16 protein-coding genes are annotated in these 24,862 nt (G+C 41.8%); 15 read left to right on the top strand and 1 reads right to left on the bottom strand.

Translation table 11 applies throughout. The annotated features are described in order from the left end of the window. Positions 1 to 222 precede the first annotated feature (222 nt). From DC345_RS26575 to galU, 5 genes are all read left to right on the top strand, one after another. Positions 223 to 1,389, top strand: a complete 1,167-nt coding sequence (locus tag DC345_RS26575) for a S1C family serine protease (protein ID WP_258530815.1) — start codon at positions 223 to 225, stop codon at positions 1,387 to 1,389. A 43-nt stretch (positions 1,390 to 1,432) separates the two neighbouring features. After that, a complete protein-coding gene (locus DC345_RS26570; RefSeq protein WP_258530813.1) occupies positions 1,433 to 3,334 on the top strand; it encodes a stalk domain-containing protein in 1,902 nt (633 codons plus the stop codon). Positions 3,335 to 3,698: 364 nt separating this feature from the next. Beyond that, positions 3,699 to 6,212: a U32 family peptidase gene (locus DC345_RS26565; RefSeq protein ID WP_113055771.1), complete on the top strand. Its 2,514-nt coding sequence runs from the start codon at positions 3,699 to 3,701 to the stop codon at positions 6,210 to 6,212. Positions 6,213 to 6,573: 361 nt separating this feature from the next. Then, positions 6,574 to 10,227, top strand: a complete 3,654-nt coding sequence (locus DC345_RS26560) for a DEAD/DEAH box helicase (protein WP_113055770.1) — start codon at positions 6,574 to 6,576, stop codon at positions 10,225 to 10,227. 72 nt (positions 10,228 to 10,299) lie between these two features. Further along, positions 10,300 to 11,178, top strand: coding sequence for a UTP--glucose-1-phosphate uridylyltransferase GalU (gene galU / locus DC345_RS26555; RefSeq protein WP_113055769.1), 879 nt, complete (start codon positions 10,300 to 10,302; stop codon positions 11,176 to 11,178). A gap of 100 nt (positions 11,179 to 11,278) precedes the next feature. On the opposite strand, the gene DC345_RS26550 is transcribed toward galU, so the two are convergent. Next, entirely contained in the window at positions 11,279 to 13,744 is a 2,466-nt protein-coding gene (locus tag DC345_RS26550; protein WP_113055768.1) for an O-antigen ligase family protein, read from the bottom strand. A gap of 125 nt (positions 13,745 to 13,869) precedes the next feature. Here DC345_RS26550 and rfbA point away from each other — a divergent pair, with 125 nt between their 5' ends. From rfbA to DC345_RS26500, 10 genes are all read left to right on the top strand, one after another. Beyond that, positions 13,870 to 14,739, top strand: a complete 870-nt coding sequence (rfbA, locus tag DC345_RS26545; RefSeq protein ID WP_113055767.1) for a glucose-1-phosphate thymidylyltransferase RfbA — start codon at positions 13,870 to 13,872, stop codon at positions 14,737 to 14,739. Between the two features lie 16 nt (positions 14,740 to 14,755). Then, positions 14,756 to 15,295, top strand: coding sequence for a dTDP-4-dehydrorhamnose 3,5-epimerase (gene rfbC / locus DC345_RS26540; protein ID WP_113055766.1), 540 nt, complete (start codon positions 14,756 to 14,758; stop codon positions 15,293 to 15,295). A gap of 30 nt (positions 15,296 to 15,325) precedes the next feature. After that, a complete protein-coding gene (rfbD, locus tag DC345_RS26535; protein WP_258530817.1) occupies positions 15,326 to 16,156 on the top strand; it encodes a dTDP-4-dehydrorhamnose reductase in 831 nt (276 codons plus the stop codon). 22 nt (positions 16,157 to 16,178) lie between these two features. Then, positions 16,179 to 17,309: a DegT/DnrJ/EryC1/StrS family aminotransferase gene (locus DC345_RS26530; RefSeq protein WP_113055764.1), complete on the top strand. Its 1,131-nt coding sequence runs from the start codon at positions 16,179 to 16,181 to the stop codon at positions 17,307 to 17,309. Positions 17,310 to 17,322: 13 nt separating this feature from the next. Further along, a complete protein-coding gene (locus tag DC345_RS26525; RefSeq protein WP_113055763.1) occupies positions 17,323 to 17,850 on the top strand; it encodes a GNAT family N-acetyltransferase in 528 nt (175 codons plus the stop codon). Then, on the top strand, positions 17,851 to 19,032 hold the full coding sequence (locus tag DC345_RS26520; RefSeq protein WP_113055762.1) for a glycosyltransferase family protein: 1,182 nt from the start codon (positions 17,851 to 17,853) through the stop codon (positions 19,030 to 19,032). Between the two features lie 33 nt (positions 19,033 to 19,065). Further along, the gene (locus DC345_RS26515) at positions 19,066 to 19,845 is read left to right on the top strand and encodes an ABC transporter permease (protein WP_181586743.1); all 780 of its coding nucleotides are present in this window, start codon (positions 19,066 to 19,068) and stop codon (positions 19,843 to 19,845) included. A 13-nt stretch (positions 19,846 to 19,858) separates the two neighbouring features. Beyond that, positions 19,859 to 20,623: an ABC transporter ATP-binding protein gene (locus DC345_RS26510; RefSeq protein ID WP_113055760.1), complete on the top strand. Its 765-nt coding sequence runs from the start codon at positions 19,859 to 19,861 to the stop codon at positions 20,621 to 20,623. Between the two features lie 222 nt (positions 20,624 to 20,845). Continuing rightward, complete coding sequence (locus DC345_RS26505) at positions 20,846 to 21,784, top strand: NAD-dependent epimerase/dehydratase family protein (RefSeq protein WP_113055759.1); 939 nt, start codon at positions 20,846 to 20,848, stop codon at positions 21,782 to 21,784. Continuing rightward, positions 21,762 to 24,842, top strand: coding sequence for a glycosyltransferase (locus DC345_RS26500; protein ID WP_181586742.1), 3,081 nt, complete (start codon positions 21,762 to 21,764; stop codon positions 24,840 to 24,842). The genes DC345_RS26505 and DC345_RS26500 overlap by 23 nt, the downstream gene beginning before the upstream one ends. The last annotated feature ends 20 nt before the right edge of the window (positions 24,843 to 24,862 follow it).

Genomic DNA, 24,862 nt, shown 5'->3' with positions numbered 1-24,862 from the left:
CTTTCCAGTGAGTTAAGGAGGGTGTTTTTTTGTGTTTTGCAGAGTGGTGTGGATAATACGGTCTTCTCTATAGAAATTAGGTCTTAAAGCGATTGTACAGGAATAATTTGTATGTTAAATTTGAGGATACCGGTATTGCAGATAATAGAGAAAGAGATTCAGTAATGGATCAGATGGTTCGGTTGCATAACGGAGGATATATAGAGAGGGTTAGGTGAGAGAATGAGAGTGTTGGGGAAAAAGGGTGTAGCCATACTGATGGCTGCTGTACTCTCGATCAGTGTTGCAGCAACGGCTGGAGCAGCGGAGTCTTCATCAAGTATGCAAGCCAAAGTGGTAGATGGACAAGTATATGTTAATTCAAAGGATTTAGTCAAAGCTCTCGGAGGAACTGGGCAATATGACGCCAAATCTGGAACGTTTCATTATAAGGGTAGTGAAGCAATCCCGAAAGTAATTGAAAAAGTATCTCCGTCTGTTGTAGGCATCATCGGCAAATCTACTGAATCACAGGATGGCGTCACATCGGACCGCTATAACCTGGCTCATGGCACTGGCGTGATCATCCGCTCTAACGGCTGGATTGTGACGAACGCCCATGTGGTTGATGGATTAATCGATCCGTTGGTCGTGACGACCGATGGCAATACATATAAAATCACCAAAACATACAGTGACCCGTTAAGCGATATCGCTCTAATCAAAATTAATGCCAAATCTCTTAAACCGGCGACCTTCGCCAAAGCTTCCCAAACAACCGTTGGGGAAACTGTCATTGCCATCGGCACACCGATCTCCTTCTCTTTGCGTAACTCGGCGACAGTGGGCGTAATCAGTGGGCTTAATCGGGGAGTGGAGGCAACCTATCGGTTGATCCAAACAGATACGGCCATTAATCCGGGCAACAGCGGCGGACCGCTGGTAAACCTCAAAGGTGAAGTTGTTGGTATTAACTCTATGAAATTTTCAGCAGTGGGTATCGAGAGCATGGGATTTTCAATTCCAGTAGATACCGTTCAATATATTATCAATCAGTTCTTTGAATACGGGAAAATCAAGCGTGCAAGCCTTGGACTGCAACTGGAAGAGAGCTGGTCAGCGATTGTGGGCCTGCCTACAGATGATCCTTTGACGATTACGGGCGTGTTGTCGGCTCAAGCGAAGAAGGCCAAAATCAAAGAGGGAGATGTGTTATACAGTGTGGCAGGCACACGTGTGTCCTCTGTGGTGGATATCAATGAGCTGCTCAAAACGTATGTGCCAGGACAGAAGGTCAAACTGTTAATGCAAACGGACGGCGATATTGTCACTCGTACGGTGGTCCTTGCTGATCGAGCGGATATCCAAGGCGATGAAGATGAACAGTTCACTGTAGATGAAGATCAATAAAGCCCGGCGAGCAATCCGGATCCAGAGAGGACGAATAAACGGAATGAAAAAATCATTTTTACGTGTGCTGAGCACAGGTGTGTTAGCCGGGATGCTGAGCATTGGAGCGGCAATACCTGCATGGGCATCCGATCTTACAACAAGTGAGCTGCGAATCACAGCAGGAAGCACGAGCGCCTATATCAACGGCAGCAAGCAGACAATCGCCAAACCATATAAATTCAAAGGGGTTACGATGGTTCCAGTCGGTGTATTCAAAAAGGCTTTTGGCAGCGAAATCCGACTGGAGAAGAATGATGTGGTCAAAGTTAAGGAAGGTCCGCATACTGTCACCTTAACGATAGGCAGTTCGATTGCCTGGGTGGATGGAGTCAAAAAAGAGATGGGTGCTGCCCCAAAAATGGTGAATGGCGTGCTCATGGTGCCGCTCCGTCCGGTAGCCGCAGGGATTGGCGCTACACTTGCCCCAAGCAGCTCAGGAGAAATGGTCATTCGATTATTGCAAACGGATGAATCGACGGATGAAGACGAGGGCGGCATTAATCTGGATGAAGGCAAAACGAGAATTGGTAACAGTTATTACGGCTGGTCCATTAATTACCCATCCGACCTCATGATTTTGCAAACGGGTGAGCAGGAGCGCATGATGACATTTGGCGCGGAGGACAGCAGTTATTATCTTGAAGTGTACGTGAGTGACCAGGATGTGAATCTGGATTCAGATGATTTGTTACAGCAACTTGTTCAGGAAGCGAAAGAGAGCGGAGATACGGTACTCGATCGGGAATCGATTGACAAAGGGAAAACCCCTTATGCCCGAATTGTGGTAAAAGATAGGGACAGGGTATTATGGGAAATGCGCCAATATATCCATGGTGGTCGCCAATATGATGTATATCTCGCGGATTATGAAGCTCTTAATTACAAGGATCTGGGCAAGCGTGCAGCACTGCTCAATTCATTCCAGCCTACTTATGTTCAGTCCGATCGTACGATCAAGGACCTTTCAACCGTGGATGAGGGTATGCGTTCTACCTGGAATGACGATTATGGCATCGAACTGAAGATTCCAGCAGGTTGGTCCATGGACAACACACAGATGATATACGAAGCCAAAGATGGTGCATATCTGCAGCTGCGTGTTACATCTGCACCGAAAGGTGCGACGGTCAAAGAGTGGAGCGGCCAATTGGACAAATGGATGCGTGAAACGTTCACGCCGGAAAGTTATGAACCGATCGGTTCGTATACGATGGATGTGTCAGGTGAGACTGCTGAGGTGAATGAGTTCCGTTATAACTTTGGCGATGGATGGCAGACGGAGTTCGATGTTCTTTTGCAAAAAAACGGCTATCGCTATTATGCAGAGTATACGTTCCCTGAGGAGCAAACGAAGGATCGTGAATGGTTTAAGAGTATCATGAAGAGTGTCGAGATTGATTTTGATACCGTATCCGATAATTTCGGACAGCTGGATGAAGACCCGTATTTGACGGATAAAGCAAAAGCTGTGACACGAACGTCCAAACGTTATCATTATAGTGTTGATATTCCGCGTTACTGGACGCCATACAATGATCGATTTGAGTATTCTCCCGTCTTGTATACCTTTACAGGTGGTCAATTCTCCATTGCTGCGAGTGAGGACAAATCCATTGAAATGACCGTAAGTCAACTTAGAGAGGCGTATGCGGAAGCGACCAAAACACGTAAAAACTTCAAATTGCTTAGCAGTGAGGAGTTGACGTTTGCGGGTGTGCCTGCGTTTTCCTTCATCTATCATGAAGTGGACAATGGTGTGCCGTATACCGGACGTCAGATCGTGTTTGAACAGAACGGAACGACATATACCATTACGAGCGGGCTGAATGACGCCAACAAGACAGAAGTGCAGGCAGCAGCGCTGGAAAAAGCCGTGAACTCATTTACTTTTATCAAATCATGAGAAATGCTGAAATAAAATAGATGTATGTTGCCGGAGGGTCACAAGACCTTCCGTTTTTTTTATTTTTATAATCGGGCAATCGGGGTGTCTAGTGTAAAGTTTAATGGAAATGAAAATGATAAACGGTTTTTTCAGGAAAGCGTAGAAGAGTCGTTGCAGAAGTGGTACACTATACTAGTTCAGGAGTTATGACTGCTGTTCTGAAAAATAAGAATGACTGTAGGCTTGGGAATCAGGCAATACAGACATAATGTATAGATATAGCGATACAGTGACAATGCAGGCGTATGGAATTAAGGTACAGGATTTAGCGTACAGGGTACAGGGATGAAATCCGGCTATGCCGGTTATGGGGAGGATACACATGAAAACAGCAACAATACGAAGAGAAGACGTTGAGCTTCTGGCACCCGCAGGTGACTGGGATTGTATGCGTTCGGCGGTAGCCAACGGCGCGGATGCGATTTTCTTCGGAGTCGAAAAATTTAATGCACGGGCACGGGCGAACAATTTCCGCATGGACGAGCTGCCGGAGATTATGGCGTTTTTGCACAGTTATGGCGTAAAAGGTTTTTTGACCTTTAATATATTGATTTTTGAAAATGAATTGACGGATGCTAAAGAACTGATTGACGCTTGTGTCGATGCAGGTGTGGATGCCGTGATTGTACAGGATTTGGGTCTGGTCAAAATGATTCGCGAGATCTCGCCGGATTTCCCGATTCACGGTTCCACCCAAATGACGATTACGTCACCGGAAGCGGTGGAGTTTACGAAGCCGTTTGATATGGAACGTGTCGTGCTTGGACGGGAGAACAACCTGAAGCAGATTCAGAAGATCGGAGAACAGGCGAAGTTGCCGATGGAAGTATTTGTTCACGGTGCATTGTGTGTGTCTTATTCCGGGCAATGTCTGACTTCTGAAATGTGGGGCGGACGTTCCGCCAACCGTGGGGAATGTGCACAGGCTTGTCGTCTGCCGTACGACCTGATGGTGGATGGTGAGCATAAACCGATGGGGGATGTGGCGTATCTGCTGTCTCCGAAGGATCTGGCTGCGATTGACTTGATGCCGGAACTGATCGAAGCGGGCGTAACTTCTTTTAAAATCGAAGGACGTCTCAAAACGCCGGAATACGTGGCCAATGTGGTTAGTAAATACCGCAAAGCGATTGACCGTTACTTTGATGGAGATAATACGCCTCCAAGTAAGGAAGAAGTTCGGGAATTGCAGCAGAGCTTCTCTCGTGGATTCACGCACGGTTTCCTGGATGGAACGAACAATAAACAGCTGGTTGACGGTACGTTCCCGAAAAGCCGTGGCGTCTATCTGGGTCGTGTAGACCAAGTGTTGCGTGATGGTGTCGTCCTGAAGCTGGATGCACCCGTGAAACGTGGAGACGGAATCGTATTTGATGCCGGGGATCCAACGAAGAAGGAAGAGGGCGGACGTGTCTACGATGTACGTCGCAAAGGTGTAAAGCTTGAAGGCGAAGCCGAGGAAGGCTGGATCGTGGACGTTGTACCAGGCCGTAGTGACGTGGACCTGCGCCGAGTAAAAGTTGGCGACAAAGTATGGAAAACGAATGATCCGGCGCTGGACAAACGTCTGCGTCAGAGCTTTGAAACCGAGAAGCCTTATCGCATCTTCCCGGTAAACGTAAAAGTGATCGGCAGCCCAGGTCAGCCTCTTAGCACATGGTGGACGGACGTGCAGAAGGGCACGACGGTCCGTGTGAATTCCGAGATGGAACTGGATATTGCCCAGAAGCGTCCAATGACACACGAACTGCTCGAAGAGCAATTCGGACGTCTGGGCGGCACCGTGTTCCAGCTGGAAGAATTGGACGTCAACCTGCACGGTGACGTCATCATCCCGATGCGCGAGTTGAATAACATTCGCCGTCAGGCGGTGGAACAACTCGCGGGCGAGCGCCCTAAACCGCCCGTCTACGTGAAACGGGCGGTGGAAGTCTACGGCGATGCGGTTAAACCGGCAGCGCCAGTTGCTCGCGGTCATGCGGAGCTGACCGCGCTATGCCGCAGCCTGCCACAAGTGGAGGCAGCGCTGGAAGCAGGTGTCGGCATGATCTATGCCGACTTCGAGTTTATCAAGCAGTTCCCGGCAGCAGTGGAAGCCGTTCGTGCCGCAGGCCGCAAGATTGCGTTGGCAACACCACGCATTCATATGCCTGGCGAGAACGGGTACCACAACAACATCCTGCGTTTGCAGCCGGATGCTGTGCTCGTACGTAATACGGGTGCATTGTACTTCTACTTGCGCCATCGGATGGAGAACCCGGATGCGAAGCACCCGGAATTGATCGGTGACTTCTCGCTCAACATTGCCAATCACAAAGCAGTGGAATTGTTTCTGGAAGCAGGTTGTGACTGGATTACACCTTCTTATGACCTGAACATTCAGCAAATGGTTGATTTTCTGGGACATTCCCGTACAAGTCAGACGGAAGTCGTTATTCATCAGCATTTGCCGATGTTCCATACCGAGCATTGTGTGTACTGTACGTTTATGAGTGAAGGAACGGACTTTACGAACTGTGGACGTCCATGTGAAGATCACCGGGCTTCCCTGCAAGACCGGATTGGCATGTCCCACCCGGTACGTGTGGACGAAGGCTGCCGTAATACCGTGTATAATGCGGTGGAGCAATCCGGTGCCGAATACCTGACCAACTTTATGGATCTGGGTGTATCCCGTTACCGTGTTGAATTCCTGGAGGAAACTCCAGAGCAGGTGCGTGAGGTTATCGATCTGTACAATCGTGCTCTGCGCGGCGAGATCAGTGGTACACAAGTATGGAAAACACTGAAAGCAACGAACCAGCTTGGCGTAACGCGTGGTCAACTGGTGAAATAATAGATCGGTACGGAAATAAATAGAACCATTATGAAGTTGAACAATACTGCAACCCCAATCTCTGCTTTACGGAGCTCTTGGGGTTTTTTCTATAAAAGAGACATGAACAATATCGATACTATATAAGTTGAACTATTCATTTACACGTGAACGGAGAGAACAGAAAAAACCTGAAAAAGCGGAGCGGTCGCCTTTATCCCCGGATGTTCCCCTTTAAAAAAGGGAATCAAAAAATCTGGGGATAACAGCGATTGGAAGGTTGTTCTGTTATCGGAGTGGATTGTGTAAAATCTTTAGTTCAACTTACATAGATTCGTATGTGGTATTTTGTTTGTCAGTAAGATAGAGGAGGCGAAGAACCGTGGCGCCATTCACGATGATGGATATCAAATTGCTGTGCGGGGTCACGGCATTCAAACGGGGGGAAGCGTATAACCAATCTGGCAGGGTGACCAACCTGGTCGCCAGTCAGGATGAACGTCATTACGAAGCTGTGGTTCGAGGTACAGAACGATACCAAGTAAGGGTTGATCTGGATGATGCAGGTGAGGTTGTTGCCGGATGCAGTTGTCCGGGCGATGGGAGATATTATGACTATTGCAAACATGTGGCTGCCGTATTGCTGGCGATTTACGAATGGGGAGAACAGCGTGACACGGGCTCTCAAACATCCTCGAAGCTGGTGTCTAAACCTGATCGTGGCTCCACTTCCAGAGTAGGAACGCTGGTGGAGGAGAAGGAGTGGGAGCGTCCAAGCTCCATTTCAAATACCGACTCAGTAATGAATGTCGGGTCTCATTCACCTTCATCCGCACAGTCCTTTGCAGCCGAGCCATTGCCTTCCGACTCCAAGCTTGATGACCATTCAGATTTGGATCGTCCGTCCGGACATTTCGCTCAAGCGGGTCGTCCAAGCTCGGCCCCAGGATGGGGCAGGTCAGCAGATAAACCTTCGTACCGAACAGCCGATCAGATTCTTTCGATGTTTGCCAAAGAACGCAGCCCTTTGCATGCAAATGATCGTAAATACACTGCGCCTGTAACCCGGTCTTCATTGCGGGAGGAGCTACAGCTCCAATTTATATGCAAGCTTGTGCAGGTTCACAAAGGCGGAGCCAAACTAGCGCTCGAACTGAAGGTAGGCAATAAACGCCTGTATGTCGTTCAGAAAGTGAAGCAATTCCTGAACTGCATTGAGAATGGTGAGCCCATGTCGTTTACCAAGCTGTTTTTCTACGACCCTTCAATTCATTATTTTAGGCCCCAGGATCAAGCGATCCTGTCTATGCTTATTCGGATGAGGCAGAGTGAGGAAGCATACCGCGAATCCATCTCGGGTTACTTGGGTGCTTCAGACGGAAGAGATATATTGATTGCTCCGCTCGTCTGGAAGCCTCTGCTGGATTTGCTGCTTCAGGCAGATAGCCGTATGGAGGGAACAGGGTTAGCGAATGGTCCGCTCACTTTGGGTGAGGGGGCACTGCCTTTATTTTATCGTATTGCGCAGGGGGCTAATGAAGGATATCAGCTTGAAATCTCCGGATTGCGTGAGTTGATTCTTCTGCCAGCCTATGATGCTGCCGTGGTGGAAGGGCAATTGCATATGTTGGAGCCGATGCAGATGCGAAGTCTGGAGGATTTGAGCAGAGCGCTCACTTCTTATGGAATTAAGGAAAGTATCGATATTTCTGCTCAACAGGTAGATGAATTTGTGCAGCATGTCGTGCCTGAACTGCGTACACTTGGACATCTGTCCATCGACTCCCAGGTGAGAGAACGAATTGCAGAGCCGGAGCTTGCGCCCAAATTGTATATCGATTTCTACCGGGAACGGATTACTGCGCGTCTGGAGTTTGATTATGGTGTAATGGTGATTAATCCGCTGGCCGAATATTTGATCGATGAGGAAGAAAAAAAGGTGATTTTGGTCCGTGACCGTCATGCGGAGCGTAACCTGATCGACCGACTAGACCGCTCTTTCCTGGAACGGGAGGGCAGTGTATGGGCAAGTGAACGAGAAGATGCGGTATACGATGTGATGTATCATCTGCTGCCGGAGCTTGAGAAGCAGGTAGATATCTATATCCCGAATGCGGTGAAGGCCATGGTACAATCCTATCCGACACCGCCGAAGGTTCGGGCAGATCTGGGCAAAGGCTTGGATTGGCTGGAGATCTCATTCGAGATGGAAGGTGTAGACGAGCAGGAGCTTCAAGAGATTATGCGCAGCATTGTGGAAAAGAAACCATATTTCCGCTTGCGCAGCGGTGTGTTTGTCTCTCTCGAAAATGAAGGAGCGGACAGCTTCGCACACATGGCCGATTCGCTTGGACTTGCGTCGGGGGATATCAATGGCAGTCATATTCGGATGCCGGCCGTTCGAGCGCTGCAGCTTCCAGGCCGGGATGAGGTTTCGGGACATGTGAAGTGGGGCGGTTCCCTGAAACGTTTCCTGGATGATCTTCGTGACCCCGAGCGGATGGATTTTTCATTGCCGGATGCGCTTGCTCCTGTGCTGCGTGATTATCAGGCCAGTGGATACCAGTGGCTGCGTACACTCGCATTTTACCGATTTGGCGGTATCCTGGCGGATGATATGGGACTTGGTAAAACGCTGCAAAGTATCGCCTATATCGCGGCGGAACTGAAAGAAAAGCCGAAACAGCACATTAGCAGTATGGATGATGCTAGCTACACTGTCGATGGACATGGTTTATCTAGTGATGTGGCCAAGACCACTACAGGTATCGACCCCATTACGGGCCTTCTGATAGACAATGCATCTGATGAGGGTATGGCTGCTCATCCTCCGGTACTCGTCGTTGCACCAGCTTCGTTAACGTACAACTGGGCGAATGAATTTGCCCGATTTGCGCCGCATTTGCGAGTTCTGATTGCAGCGGGGCAGAAAGACGAACGAGCCAGTATGCTCTCAGGCATGGATGATGCAGATGTTATTGTGACTTCCTACCCGCTATTGCGGCGTGATCTGGACACATATCTCGGAAGAACGTTTCATACGCTTATTTTGGATGAAGCCCAGGCGATCAAGAATTCTTCTTCCCAGACGGCTCAGGCGGTTAAACAGATTCAGGCACCACGTCGCTTTGCTCTAACAGGGACACCCGTAGAGAATTCATTAGATGAGCTATGGTCGATCTTTGAAGCGGTTTTCCCGGGCCTATTCCCAAGCTATCGCAGATTCCGGGACCTGTCGCCTGAGCGGATCGCGCGAATGGTTCGTCCGTTTATTCTCCGCCGTCTGAAGAAAGATGTGCTGGAGGAACTGCCGGATCGCATTGAAACCGTACAGCGCTCTGAGCTGAAGCAGGAACAGAAAAAACTGTATGCCGCTTACCTGTCCCAGCTTCAGGATGAGACATCCAGGGATATGGAAGAGAACGGTTTTCAGAAGAACCGTATCAAAATACTTGCTGGCATTACACGCCTGCGCCAGTTGTGCTGTCATCCCGCTCTCTTTGTGGAGGGTTATCAAGGGGATTCTGGGAAAATGGAACAGCTGCTGGAGACGGTCCAGGACTGTCTGGCTGCTGGCAAGCGGATTCTCATCTTCTCCCAGTTCGCAAGCATGCTGAATCTGATTCGACAGACGCTCGCTGCACAGGGGAGGGATTTGTTCTACCTGGATGGTCAGACACCTGCACAGAGTCGGGTAGATATGTGCCGCAGGTTCAACGAGGGTGAAGCGGAACTGTTTCTGATCTCGTTGAAGGCTGGCGGTACCGGATTGAACTTAACGGGTGCCGACACGGTTATTTTATATGATTTATGGTGGAATCCCGCCGTGGAAGAACAGGCCATCGGGCGCGCCCATCGCATGGGGCAGAAACAAGTCGTACAGGTTATCCGCCTCGTTACGGAAGGTACAATTGAAGAAAAGATTCTGGAGTTACAGCAGCGCAAAAAGGATCTGATTGCCGAAGTCATTGAACCCGGAGACGGGGGATCGACCACGTTATCCGAGCAGGATATCCGGGAGCTGTTGATGGTATAATGAAGTCTGGCCAATGAGCACTCTTTTCATTTCATATATAATTATTTCGCCATCAGAAGGAGCGGATTTAGCGTGCGTATTCGCAAAGCAATTATTCCGGCGGCCGGGCTGGGTACCCGGTTTCTGCCTGCCACGAAGGCGATGCCCAAGGAAATGCTGCCCATCGTCGATAAACCAACGATTCAATACATTATTGAAGAAGCCGTGGCTTCAGGCATTGAGGATATTATTATCGTAACAGGTAAAGGTAAACGGGCCATCGAGGATCACTTTGACTACTCATTCGAGCTGGAGCAGAATCTGGCCGGGAAACAGAAATGGGATCTGCTGAACGAAGTCCGCAAGCCCTCCGAGATGGCAGACATCCATTATATCCGTCAAAAGGAGCCGAAGGGTCTTGGACACGCCATCTGGTGTGCCCGCAAGTTTATCGGAAACGAACCATTTGCCGTGCTACTGGGGGATGACATCGTAGAGTCCAATCATCCTTGTCTTCAGCAAATGATCGAAGTCTATGATGAATTGCAATCTCCGATTGTAGGGGTACAGCCAGTCGATTGGAGCGAGGTCTCACGTTACGGAATTGTGGACGGGGAGCTGCTCTCTCCGACTGACAATCGTGTATTCCGCGCACGTCGTCTGATCGAGAAACCGAAGACGGAAGAATCACCTTCCAATCTGGCGATTATGGGACGTTATATTCTGACGCCGGACATCTTCGATATCCTTGGCCAGCAGTCTGCGGGCGTGGGCGGCGAAATCCAGTTAACCGATGCCTTGTCCCGTCTGAATGACCAACGACAGATTCTCGCCTATCACTTCGACGGCCTGCGTCATGATGTTGGGGAGAAACTTGGTTTTATTGAAACCACGATTCATTATGCTCTTCAGCGCCCGGATCTTAGGGATGATTTACTTGATTACTTGAAGAAGATCGTGTCGTCGAATTAGCGTGCTTCAAAAGGATTAGAGAAAAAAAGGTTTGCCCATCTAGGGCAAACCTTTTTTAGTGTGAAATATTATTAATAGAATCATTAGAACACTTTTTTTGTTAGAAGTTCAGTTCAGCAATCTGTTTAATCTCGTCAGATTCATTAGGTGCAACAGCGATCAATTTATCATACACCGCTTGATCCTGTTGTCCCTCTTTCGTCAGAGCGGCAAGGTACCAACGAGCAATTTCACGGTTGGTCGCATCGGACAGATCCTCAGCAATTCCACCCTTAAGAATAGTTACAGCTCCGACGGAATCATTTAGCATGTATTTCATTTTCCCTGTATTCAGAATCATTGTTGGAGTGAGCTCAAATGGCTCTCCTTGAAGCTGTCCTTCAGGGAGAGTCTTCAGATGCTCTACGCCATCAACAACATGTTGGTAAGCATCCAAACCCGAAGTGAAGTAGGATTCCTTCTTAGCTGTATCGCCTTGTCCAAGTGCCTGATATCCGAGATCGAACGAGCGGCTGATAAGCGTCTCGTACCAATCCATATCCCAGATGTAGTTGGCAGCATACTCTTTTTGGAGAGCATAGGCTTGGTCTGATTCATCCTTCAATTCGTATAAGCTCATGAGTTGCTTAACGATGCCCTTATTAAATGGTTCTGCTTCAAGACCACGTTGAAGCAACTCTACAGAAACCGTATAGAACTGGTCATCTTGTGTCTGTTGATAGCCCTGTTGATAAAGGGAAGAAAGCATCAGCAACGAATCTGTATGTGTGCTGCGAATCGAAAGATCTTTATCGAGTGGAGCTTTGATCTCCTGGAAGTCCTGGCTAACTTGAGCTACTTCTTTTGCTTCGAAAGCATAATGGTTAGCTTGCAGGAAGCGAACAGATATAATGAGTAGGAGAATTACAGCTACTCCGGCAATCGCGCTGTAGATTCCACGTGCTGTGGATTCACTGAGCTTTAATCGACGCAGCGGCTTAGGATCTATCGCAGCAGCCATTCCCCCGAGACCAAGGAAAACAAGCATTCCAATAAAGACATAACTCATATTGAAATCAAGGACACTCAGTACCAGGATAGACATGGACAGGATGAAGTACACAAAATGAGATTCGCGTTCTTCCTCACTCCTTTTTACATAGCTACGTACATATTGATAGAAAACAAAGAGTATGAATGTCATAAAGATAATAAATCCAACGATTCCAACCTCAACGAGGTACTGCATGAAGAAGTTGTGTGCTTGGGCACTGACATAAGGATTGTTCTGATACTTCTCATACAAGGTGGTCCATGCTCCACCACCCGCACCAATGATCGGGTAGTCTGCGAATAGTTTCGTGGCATCTTTATAAAACGTAATCCGCTCGAGTACACTGTGCTGTTGGAAATTGATATTTTCAAGTCGCGTACTAATGCTGTCTGGCAAAATGTTGCGAACGCTGGTACCGAGCAGAAGCACGGCAACAATGACGGTGAGAACGACGGAGCCTAGTGGAATCCATAAACTGGACCCTTTCCGATCTGACCAGGATTGAAGTCTGCCCTCGAGGCGAGGTGCAATCCAGCGCTGGATAACCCAACATAACAACGCCATAACTATGGATGAAACAATCAGATAAATCCAACCCTTGGCTGCGAGTGAGCCAGAGTATTGCTTTTGTACTTCTAGTCCAGCTGTATTTATCGGATATAAAACGATAAGTGTACCGATTCCTGCTACTCCACAATTGATAAACCACAAAATTTGCTTTGCAGGTTTCAACAGGAGCAAAAGAATAATAAACACAATCGGAAGCATGACAAGCCCCGTCCGGGAGAGCGTCAACAGTAGGGACAGGATGATCGGCACAAGCATGAAACCATGTAGAAGCTGCATGTACCCTTTTTTGGAACGGGTCATACTAAAAATGGTAATAAACAGAAATGCCATCAGGAAAGCGGCGTATGTATTGGGATACTGAAACACCGATGCAAGCCGTGGACCGTTTGAATCGTTCCATATGGCTTGGTTATAGACTCCATTCACGACGCCGGCCGAGAACCACCCGACAAGCTTGCCTGCGAAACTAAAGGCCCCCAGCCAGTTTAACAACCCAAATCCGACAATTACATATGCAATCCCTATTAAGGAAGATTGTATAATATGATTGATTTTGTTGTTTTTGAGCAGATACATAGCCATTACAAAGATCATGGCATACATGCATTGGATGAGGATCATGTTGACTGCCAAATATTCAGATGCTGCACTGATGAGTGACAAGATGTAGGTGAGTGGCAGTAATATCACCGCGATTTTGAGCCAATCTTGTTGTGTTTCTAGTTTCATGTACTTGAAAGAGGCAGCTGCCCAAATAACGAATAGTAGGGTTGAAATTACAACTGCCCAATAAATGGGGCCCTCGTATTGGAGCAATTGCCCATTAAATAACGCAACTTGGAAAGAGGACCAGAGTAAAAATAAGATAAGCCCTATGGACAATGACCACAGGAGCATCGATGCCGAATTGGCCGTAGCTTTACTCGACGTTTTCATTTGTTTCCCGTATACTGGATTCGACAAGGTTTCATTCTCCTTTTCTTGTAGATACGACAATATTTTAGCATAAGTATACTGATAAGAGATATACAAGAGAATTTCTCAACATAAAAGTTGAATTACTATTCTAGTTTTAAGGGTGTGTAAAAATGAAAGGTATTATTTTGGCTGGAGGATCTGGAACTAGACTTTATCCACTAACTAGGGCTGTTTCAAAACAGATGCTTCCTATTTATGATAAGCCCATGATTTATTATCCTTTATCCGTCCTAATGTTGGCAGGAATAAGAGAAATTCTAATCATATCAACACCTAGAGATCTTCCTTTCTTTACTCAATTGCTTGGGGACGGTAGTCAACTTGGGATGGACTTTAAATATCAAATCCAAAATGAACCTAGAGGTTTAGCTGAGGCTTTTATTATTGGTGAGAATTTTATTAATAATGAACCCGTAGCGATGGTACTTGGTGATAACATTTTTTACGGTCAAAGGTTTAGTCAAACCTTACATAGAGCTGCTGAATTAAAAGAAGGAGCACTGATTTTCGGCTGTAATGTAAAAGACCCAACAGCATATGGGGTTGTAGAGTTTGATGAGAACAATAATGTAGTTTCCATAGAAGAGAAACCAGCTGTTCCAAAATCAAATTATGCAGTGCCGGGTTTATATTTCTTTGATGGAGATGTAGCGAACATAGCCTCCAAAGTAATTCCTTCAGCGAGGGGGGAATTAGAGATAACTTCCGTAATAGAAGAATATAAATACAGGGAACAACTTAAAGTTGAGCTGATGGGCAGGGGAATGGCTTGGCTTGATACCGGAACACATGAATCATTGCTTGAAGCAAGTAACTTTGTGGAAGCAATCCAAAAAAGGCAAGGTCTATACATTTCATGTATTGAGGAGATTGCTTTTCGAATGGGTTATATCTCCAAGGATGATCTCGTCCAACTTGCTCAACCTTTGTTAAAGACTCAATATGGCCAGTATTTAATGGATATTTATAATCTTAGCTAATTTGAGGAGGTAGAGAATGGGGAACTTTAAGTTTACTCAAATCGATATTGAGGGCTTAGTTATAGTTGAACCTAAGTTGTTTGGTGATGAACGAGGTTATTTTATGGAAACATATCATGAAGAGGAGTTTAAGAAAAACGGGATCAGCGTATCCTTTGTTCAAGACAACCAGTCTATGTCTAAAAAAGGTGTCTTGAGGGGAATGCACTACCAGACCAGGAATCCACAAGGGAAACTGGTTCGGGTTCTTGAGGGAGAAGTATATGATGTAGCAGTTGATCTTCGAAAGGGCTCCCCAACATTTCTAAAATGGCACGGTATCAACCTTTCGGGCACCAATCGTAAACAGTTTTTTATTCCCGAAGGCTTTGCACACGGCTTTCTTGTGCTTTCTGATGTTGCTGTGTTTTCATACAAATGCACACACTTTTACGATCCAGGGCATGAGTCAGGGCTTCTCTGGAATGATCCAAAATTAGGAATTCAATGGCCTTTAGACGGATTAGTTCAACCTTCTCTTTCGGACAAAGATGCAAATTGGAAACCTTTGAGTTAGAAAGTCTTGAAAGGGAGTGAGAACTTGAGAGTGTTAATACTAGGTGGATTCGGATTGCTCGGACAAGAAATTTACCGTCAATTTAAATTAGAGGGACACCAAGTAGTAAGAACACCAAAACAAGAGTGTGATATAACTGATCTTAGTTCCCTTAAGGCAGCTATAGAAAAATATAAACCGGAAGTAGTCATTCATTCAGCTGGAATTACAAATGTTGATCAGGTCGAAGACGATCCTTTACAAGCCTATAATGTAAATAGTCTCAGTATGTATAATCTTATAGAGAGCGTAAGAGAACTACAACCAATCATTGTCTTTATAAGTACAGATTATGTTTTCGATGGCCATAGTAACATCCCGTATAGAGAAAATGATGATCGTAAACCAATTAATGTATATGGTAGATCTAAAATGCTAGCTGAAGATATTCTCAAGTCTAATTATGAAAATTATTATATTGTTAGAACTTCTTGGTTGTTTGGAAAGGGAGGAAAATGTTTCCCTGATACAATCGTAAAGAATATTTTAGGGGACGCAAAAATCTTGAATGTAGTAGATGATCAATGGGGCTCGCCAACTTATACGGTAGATTTATCGGAGTCACTACTCGAGCTTATTGGATGTCCATACGGAACGTATCATATTACTAATACGGGAATTACCTCGTGGTACGAATTTGCCAAGTTGATAGCTGAAGTTAAACAGTTCAAGCACAGTGAAATATGTCCAGTGTCATCAGAGAAATACCCGACAAGAGCTAGGCGGCCAAAATACTCTGCCTTGGACAATTCAAACTTTATTCGCAATAAACGACAGTTGAGACACTTCAGTGAAGCGCTTCATAGCTTTTTTATCGAATAACAACAAGGAGAGATTATATAGTATGTCTATTCAATTATTTATGCCTACATTTAGAGTTGAAGAATGTTTAGAGGAGATTCGTGAGTGTCTAGAAAAAGGCTGGACAGGTTTAGGTTTTAAAACCGTGCAACTCGAAGAAAAGTGGAAAGAGTACACTGGACTGGAGAATGCCCATTTTTTGAATTCTGCGACTGTAGGACTCGGTTTAGCATTTAAGATTCTGAAGATGCAGAAGGAATGGGGAGATGATGCTGAGGTTATCACAACACCACTAACTTTTGTATCCACTAACCATGCTATTCTGTATGAGGATTTAAAACCAGTATTTGCTGATGTAGATGAATATATGTGTCTTGATCCTAGAGATGTGGAAGCTAAAATCACGGATAAGACTAAAGCGATATTATTTGTAGGTATTGGTGGAAATACCGGGAGATATCTTGAAATTGTTGAACTTTGTAAAAAATATGATCTGGCACTTATTTTAGATGCAGCTCATATGGCAGGTACCAGACTAAACGGAAAGATCCCAGGTGGAGAAGCAGACGTAGTAGTGTATTCTTTCCAAGCTGTTAAAAATCTCCCTACAGCAGACTCTGGTATGATTTGTTTCAAGGATAAAGATAACGATGATTTATGTCGTAAATTGACTTGGCTGGGTATTAACAAAGATACTTATGCCAGATCTACGGATAAAGGGGCTTATAAATGGAAGTATGACGTTGAACATGTCGGTTACAAGTACCATGGAAATTCCATTATGGCCGGAATTGGTCTTGTGCAACTTAAGTATCTGGATCAAGATAATGCTTATCGTAAACAACTGGCTCTCTGGTATGATCAAGGGTTCGAAGGGCATGAAAATATTAGATCAGTTAAAGTAGCTCCTGGATGTGATTCCTCTCGACATCTTTATGTTATTAAAGTTGATAAAAGGGATGAACTCCTCCTTGCTTTAAATGAATCTGAAATTTATCCCGGAGTACATTACCGAGACAACACAGAATATAGAATGTACTCTCATGCTAAAGGAACTTGTCCAAATTCTCACTATATTAGTGAACGGATTTTGTCGTTACCAATGCATCTTAGAATGCAGAAGAGTGATGTAGACAAAGTAGTCGAACACGTAGTGAAGTTTACAAGTATGTGATGGGGGGCAAAAAATGCACCACGACTATGTAATCAAAAATAATAAGTTTATCTTAACACCAGTGACAGAAGCAGATATTGAGTTGATGAGGGGATGGAGAAACTCCCCTCTTAATCACTCCAGTTTTCTGACTAATAATTATATTGATATGGATCAGCAAAAGAGATGGTTTGAGAACTATTTACAGAAAACAAATGATATTATGTTTATAGTTAAAGATCTCGAAGATTCAGGTAAAAGAGTAGGGATGCTTGGCTTATATGATATTGATAATGACAAAAACAAAAAAAAAGCCGAATTTGGTAGATTGTTGATAGGCGAACCCTCGACTCGTGGAAAAGGCTTAGGATTAGCTGTCACCCTTAACTTATGTAAATTCGGTTTCCAAATTTTAGAGCTAGATGAAATATATTTAGAGGTAATCACAGACAATGTAACAGCGCATAAAATTTATAAAAAGGCTGGTTTCCTGGAAACTGAAAGATACTCAATCAATGGTAAAGAAATTATTAAAATGTCCTTGTTTAAGGAGAACTTTTAAATGCGTTTAACAAACGTTGTCGCATTCTGTCTAGGTGATATTCCATCTGCAAAGGTTGGAATAGTGGAAATTATGAATTATTTACAACATGAACAGTTTATTAACTTTCAATTTTATTTAACCGCTCAACTTACCAAGGAAATATTGGCGGAGGCTGATATCATAATTAGTATCCGTTCAGCAGATTCTTATGAACTTGATATTATCAAGGAATGCAAGAGATTGGGTAAATTAGTAATATATTATCTGGATGATGACTTATTGAATATTCCTCTAGATGCTACTAGTAAAGACTATTTTAATACTGAAATGGTCAGAAAAAATATAATTACAATTATAAATAATTCAGATTTCTTATTGACTAATAATATTCATATTAAAAGGAAATATGAATCATTTGTAAATAAAAGAGCAGTTATTATAGATGCTCCTGCCCTTTTGATTAAAGAAGTTGCAATAGAGAAGCATTCAGAGAATGAGAGAGAGTGTATAAAAATAGGGTTCAGCGGTGGTATTGATCATAAGACTAATATCGAAAAGTTTCTGAAAAGACCACTTAATGATTTGAAAGCTAAATATAAAGATGGTATTTCTTTTGAATTTATGGGAGCTGAGCCTGATTTAGGAGCATTAAACTATAAATTCATTCCTTATAAAACTAATTATGAGGAATATATACAAGAGATGAAAAATATACACTGGGATATTGGAATAGCTATTTTACCAGCTAGTGATTTTCATGCATCTAAATACTTTAACAAATATTTAGAATATGGGGCTATTGGAGCAGCAGGGATATATTCTGATGTTGAACCATATCGTTTTGTTGTGAAAAATGAAATAAACGGGTTACTTGTAGAGAATACAGAGGATGGATGGTTTCATGGATTATCATATCTTATTGATAATACGGTTTTAAGGAGAACAATTGCAATTAATTCAAGATTACATCTTGAGGAAAAATTTTCAGTCTCTAAAATTGCTAGTGACTGTATTGGTGAGTTAAATGATCTTGTTACATTCCGAGCTCAGCATTGTAACCCTAACGAAATCAAACTTAATCTAGGATCAAACAAACTTTTATTCAGTAAGGTTTTTAATATTTTCAAATCAATGGGATACAAGGCACCAGTTTATATAATTAAAAAAATCATAGAGAAAATGTGGAAAAATAATAAATAATTTATTTATAAGGTCAGTGAGGTTAGAGATAGGGTGAAATATTTTAAAAATTTATATGAGGCCCGCTATATATTGTTAAGTTTGACGCGACAAGATCTAAAAAATAAATACAGGAATTCTTTACTCGGAGTAGCTTGGAATTTTTTCTCTCCTCTTGGTATCGTTCTTATTATTGGCTTGGTATATTCAGTAGTTTTTAATACCCCACTTAAAGAGTTGGTTCCTTACTTATTTTCCGGTTTATTACCTTGGATTTTCTTCACAAGTAGTGCTGAAGGTGGTGCGCTTTCCTTTTTAAGTTCACAGGGATACATTAAGCAAACGCAAGTACCTATAGAAATTTTCCCTTTAAGAGCTAGTATTGTCAACTTCGTAAATTTACTTATTTCATTAGCGGCATTCTTTTTATTGTATATTTTTATAGATCCAGGAAGCTTTGGATTCAATATGCTGTATATTTTTCCAGCACTAATAATTTGGCTGTTATTTTGTTCGGCTTGGGCTACGATCTCATCAATAGTGAACTTGTATATAAGGGATTTTCAGCCGTTACAATCACTGGTGCTTCAAGGATTTTTTTACTTAAGCCCAATTATTTATAAACCTGAAATGATGGATTCAAGAAACTTCCAATGGGTTTATCTTTTAAATCCATTTTATTACTTTTTGGAAATTATAAGATGGCCCCTATTGGGTAAAAACATCCCCGGTTGGAGAACTTGGATGATTTGCATAATAATTACGTTATTATTAATTCAAGTATCTATAATACTCATTAATAAAATAGGCAGAAAAATCACTTTTAGATTGTGAAAGGTGAAACAATATGAGCTTAATTGAATTGAACAATGTTAATTTGCAGTACCAGATTATGCAGGAAAGCAGTTTGAAAGATATATTAATTCCAAAAAAATATAAAAATAAGTTATTAGAGAAAAAAAAGACAATTCATGCTTTAAAAAATATAAATTTATCTTTGTCAGATGGTGACCGTCTAGCAATAATTGGCCACAATGGAGCGGGGAAAAGTTCGTTCTTAAAAGTTATAGCCGGCATATTTCCTCCCAAGAGTGGTGAAATGAGAATTGAAGGTAAAGTTGCTAGTTTATTTGAATTATCCACAGGGTTCGAGATGGAAGCAACTGGCTGGGAGAATATTAAACTTAGAGGATTAATGCTTGGTCAATCACCGAAAGAGCTTTCAATGAAAATGCAAGAAATTGCTGATTTTAGCGAATTAGGTGAACATTTGAATTTACCGGTCAAATATTATTCCTCTGGTATGTTCATTCGACTGGCATTTTCAGTTTCGACATCAGTTGAACCAGATATTTTACTTCTGGATGAAGTTATAGCTGCAGGTGATGCTAAATTTTTGAAAAAGGCGCAATCTAGATTAAATGAACTTGTAGACCGTGTCAAAATTCTCGTTTATGTCACGCATAGTATGTCCTCTGCCTTAGAGTTTTGTAATAAGTGTATTTGGCTGGAATATGGGGAAATTAAAATGATTGGTACTCCAGAGGAAGTTACGACAGCTTATATAAATTATACAACTGGTTTGGCAGTTGATAAAGAAGGTACGATATGATTTAAAAGAAAAGAATATAGAAGTCTGTACACCGGAGAAAAGTCGATGGATTATTAAAACAAGGGCAAAAGTGTTACTGTACCCTTTTGACAAACCAGGTCAGTTTTACAAAAACGCATACTGAAGTTAGCTAAAAGGGGAAATTATATCTTAAATTAACATTCTCCTTTCAAAGAAATGGTATAGATTTTTACTTAACAAAAAGGGAAATGGAGGAGAAAAATGGGAAAGAGTGCGCTAGTGATTGGTGGACAAGGTTTTATAGGCTTTAGCGTAGCAATGGCATTGTATAATAATGGCTGGAATGTAAGAATTTTAGATAGAAATATCAATAATAGATTTAATGGATTAAATATAGAGACCATGGTAGGGAATGTATTTGATGAAAATTTAATTGATTTGGCAATGGAAAATATAGATATTGTATTTTATTTTGTTTCACATTCGTTACCAAGTTCAAGTCAATATAATTTGAAATTTGAATTACAGAATTCACTTTCAGCACTGGATAGTGTCTTAGATACAATGGTAAGATTAAATGTTAAAAAGATAGTGTTTCCTTCATCGGGGGGGACAATATATGGAAGTGTTGAAGAACAAAATTTGTCTGAATCGACTGAACTGAACCCTCTATCATCTTATGGGCAAGGAAAATTATTAAGTGAGGAAGTTATAAAATTTTATAGTCGAGTTCATAATATCGATTATCTCATTCTTCGGATTTCAAATATTTATGGTTGTCACCTTTATAGAAAAGTTGAACAAGGAGTTATAGATATTTTTATACAGAATATTCTTAATGGCAAGGATATTTCCATATGGAGTGGAGCAGAGAATTCTGTAAGGGACTATATTTTCATTGATGACTTTTGTGATGCACTTATTACACTGTTAAATCGAAGCAAAAACGGGATATACAATGTTGGAACTGGTGAAGGCAGAAAGTTGATTGATATCATACAAATAATTGAGAGGGTTCTGGAGATAGAAGCAGTAATAGTTAGGAAAGATAATTATAGTGGAGTTATTAGAAATGTGTTAGATATATCAAAGATTAAAGAAGACTGTGAGTGGTCACCAAAATATAACCTTGAAGAAGGAATTAAAAAAACTATTAACTGGAAAAAGGAAAATGATAATGAAATTTCAAGAGTTCACTAAAGATCAGCATATCCTTGATAATGGTTACGAGAATAATAATCCCTTAGTTAGTATTGTTATGCCAACTTACTCTAGAATGGCAGAAGGTTTCCTCAAACGTTGTATAGAGTCGGTCCTGAGTCAGACATATAAAAATTTTGAATTTATCATTATTGATGATGGTTCTAGCGACGGATCTCAAGACCTTATAACTCAATTTGCTTCAAAAGATAATAGAATAGTTTATATACGTCATGATATTAATTGCGGTTTACCAGCTGTTAGAACAAATGAAGGCATATTGAAAGCTAGAGGGGATTATGTTGCCTTTATATTTGATGATAACATATGGGACCCTCTTTTTTTGGAAGTTTTACTAGATGCAATGAATTCAAAACCAGCTGATGTTCAATATTCTATCACAAATATGAAAGTTAACGACGAGCAATATTTTCTTCTTGGAGAATGGCCGTTAACATTTGAAATATTATATCATTTAAACACTATTCCAAATGGTTCAGTCCTCTGTAAAAGGTCCTTCTTCGAAAAATATGGACTTTATGATTCTCATATTGGAATGCGACGTTTATGTGATTGGGATTTATGGTTTAGAGCTAAATCATTAGGTGCTTCCTTTAATTTTGTGAATAAGATACTTAGTACTGAACTAGGTCCTTCCTCTCCAGTTTCGCTGGGGCTTTCGGTTAAAATGGATTACAAGTTAACTTATGCATATATGACTGATGAAAAGTTAATCTCTGCAAGAACTAAAAAACTACTGCCTGATACGATTGATCAATTTGATGTATTTGATTTTAACGCTTTATTACCATATTTAAAAAATTATGATGAGTATCTGAATGTAGAGAACATCGTATATAAACCTTTTTTTGAAGGACATACCTATTATAAAAATGAAAATTCTTTTAATAACCGATTGTTCGGTATTAATAATAATCAACTTTCTCCGTTCAAATCTGAGTTTAACCTAAACCGTAAAATTCGGATTCTTTTAGTTTGTAATGTCTATAATGATAAGATTTCTAAGTATAAGGAACTTTTACATCAGCAGCATGCGGATTCTATTATAATAACTTGTGGAGAATGGCAACTTTCATCATTTTCACCATCAGACATTGATTTTCTCTTTTTGGTTGATTGTACAGGTCTTTTTATAACGGACTTCGTCAGCCAATACAAAGAACTAAATATACCAATTATATTTTTGATTTCGTATGGACTTCAGTCGAATCGCTTCCCAGATGTACTTGATTACAATCAACTTGAATGTGTTCAAAATGTCTTTAAAATGGATTTATACTTCCCTAAAAACGGACTTCCATGGAATGACGAACAGCTTCAAGCTGCTATACAATTGATGGACTTATCAAGTCTTGTTATTAATCTCACTAATAATGATGATAGTTTTATTAGAACAAGCACTAGAAAAATACCATTAGAGGAAGATGAATTTAGTAATTACATTATATATACTGCTCAATTACTAGCAAATATTAACCATAATAAATGTTTTATATTTTTGAATTCTTCTATGATTTCTGGTTCGGAAATTTATGGGGTACAAATCGGTAAAATGTTGCATAGTGCGGGTATTGATGTTCAGATCTGTGTTCCGGATGAAAAAAACTATGGAGATGATGAAAACGTTGAGAACATAAACGAATATATTCAAGATTTAGGGTTAAAACCCATAATCAATGCTCCATACAACATAAGAAATAGAGATGATAATTATATTGAATCTTTACTTAATTGGATATCTAATCAAGATATTGGATTAATAATATGCAGCAGTTACATTCAGGACATTGTCTCAGCTGCGTCCATGGTGGATGTTCATTCTGTGTTTGCTTTATTTCAACCTACTGGATATTCTGACGAAAGAATGTTGGAATTGAAAGCTGCAGCAAGTGGAACGATTTCCGATTCAGATTGGGCTGCTAAACTTTACAATCAAGCATTTGATTTAACTACAGTGAAAATCCCCTCGATAGTCTTTAATCATAAATTTAATGAAAAAAATAACGAAGGACAAAAGATCTCAATAGCAATAGGTGGAACATTGCAAAAAAGGAAGCGCCAGTTAGAAGCGGTGGAAGCATGCCATCTACTCATTCAACATGGACATAATATAGAGCTCAATATCTACGGATACAAACTTCAAATGCTGTCGTCGTATGTTGAAGAAATACAAAGTTATATCGAAAAAAATGAATTGAAGGACAACATTAGATTGCATGGGCTTGCACCGATGGAGGAGATAATCTCCAACAATGATATTATATTATCAACTTCAGTTGATGAGAGTATTCCACAAACCTTGTTAATTTGCGCAGCGGGTGGATTAATCCCGGTCGCCTGCCCCTGTGGTGGAATCCCAGAATTAATAGTTGATGAGTTAACGGGTTATTTATCGAAAGATTTTACAACCATAAGTATATTCCAAACACTAGAGAAAGCTATAAAAAACAAAGGAAAATGGAAGGGGATTTCTAATAATATCAATGATTTGATTAATAATGAATACAGCTTAGAATTAGTAAGAAGTAAACTACTAGAGCATCTTATGTTAAAAACTAGTGCACAAAAATTAAAAAATCATACTTTCTCTACGAGTCATGGGCTTAATCCAATCGCTACAAAAGTCATAGATGCTGATTCTATTAGCTTTTCAAGGCCTATTTCGACATCGAAAAAGTATAAATTTATTTGTACTATAGATAAATTAAGTGAAATAGGCATAATCTTCGGGACTTTAAATGGAGAAGTTGGTACTGGAACAATTCACATGGCTTTATTTTCGAACGGAAGGAAATTAAGAGATTCGATAATAGAGATTAGTAACATTAGTTTTAATGACTGGACTTATTTCAAATTTGAGCCTTTATTGAATTGTTCAGAAAAGCATTTTACGATTCAGTTATCTTTCCAAAGTACCTTCAAAGTAATTGGAACATTTGAAAATAAAAATAGAAGGGGTTACTTATACAAATTATTAAATAGACTAAGTATTTATTTGCCGATTGTTGATTTGCTTCATATTGACCTGAAAGAATGACTTAGTTAAATGGTGGAGGA

Origin of the sequence: Paenibacillus taichungensis, assembly GCF_003287275.1 — a bacterium.
GTDB lineage: Bacteria > Bacillota > Bacilli > Paenibacillales > Paenibacillaceae > Paenibacillus > Paenibacillus taichungensis_A.
This window is presented reverse-complemented; position numbering and strand designations above follow the sequence as displayed.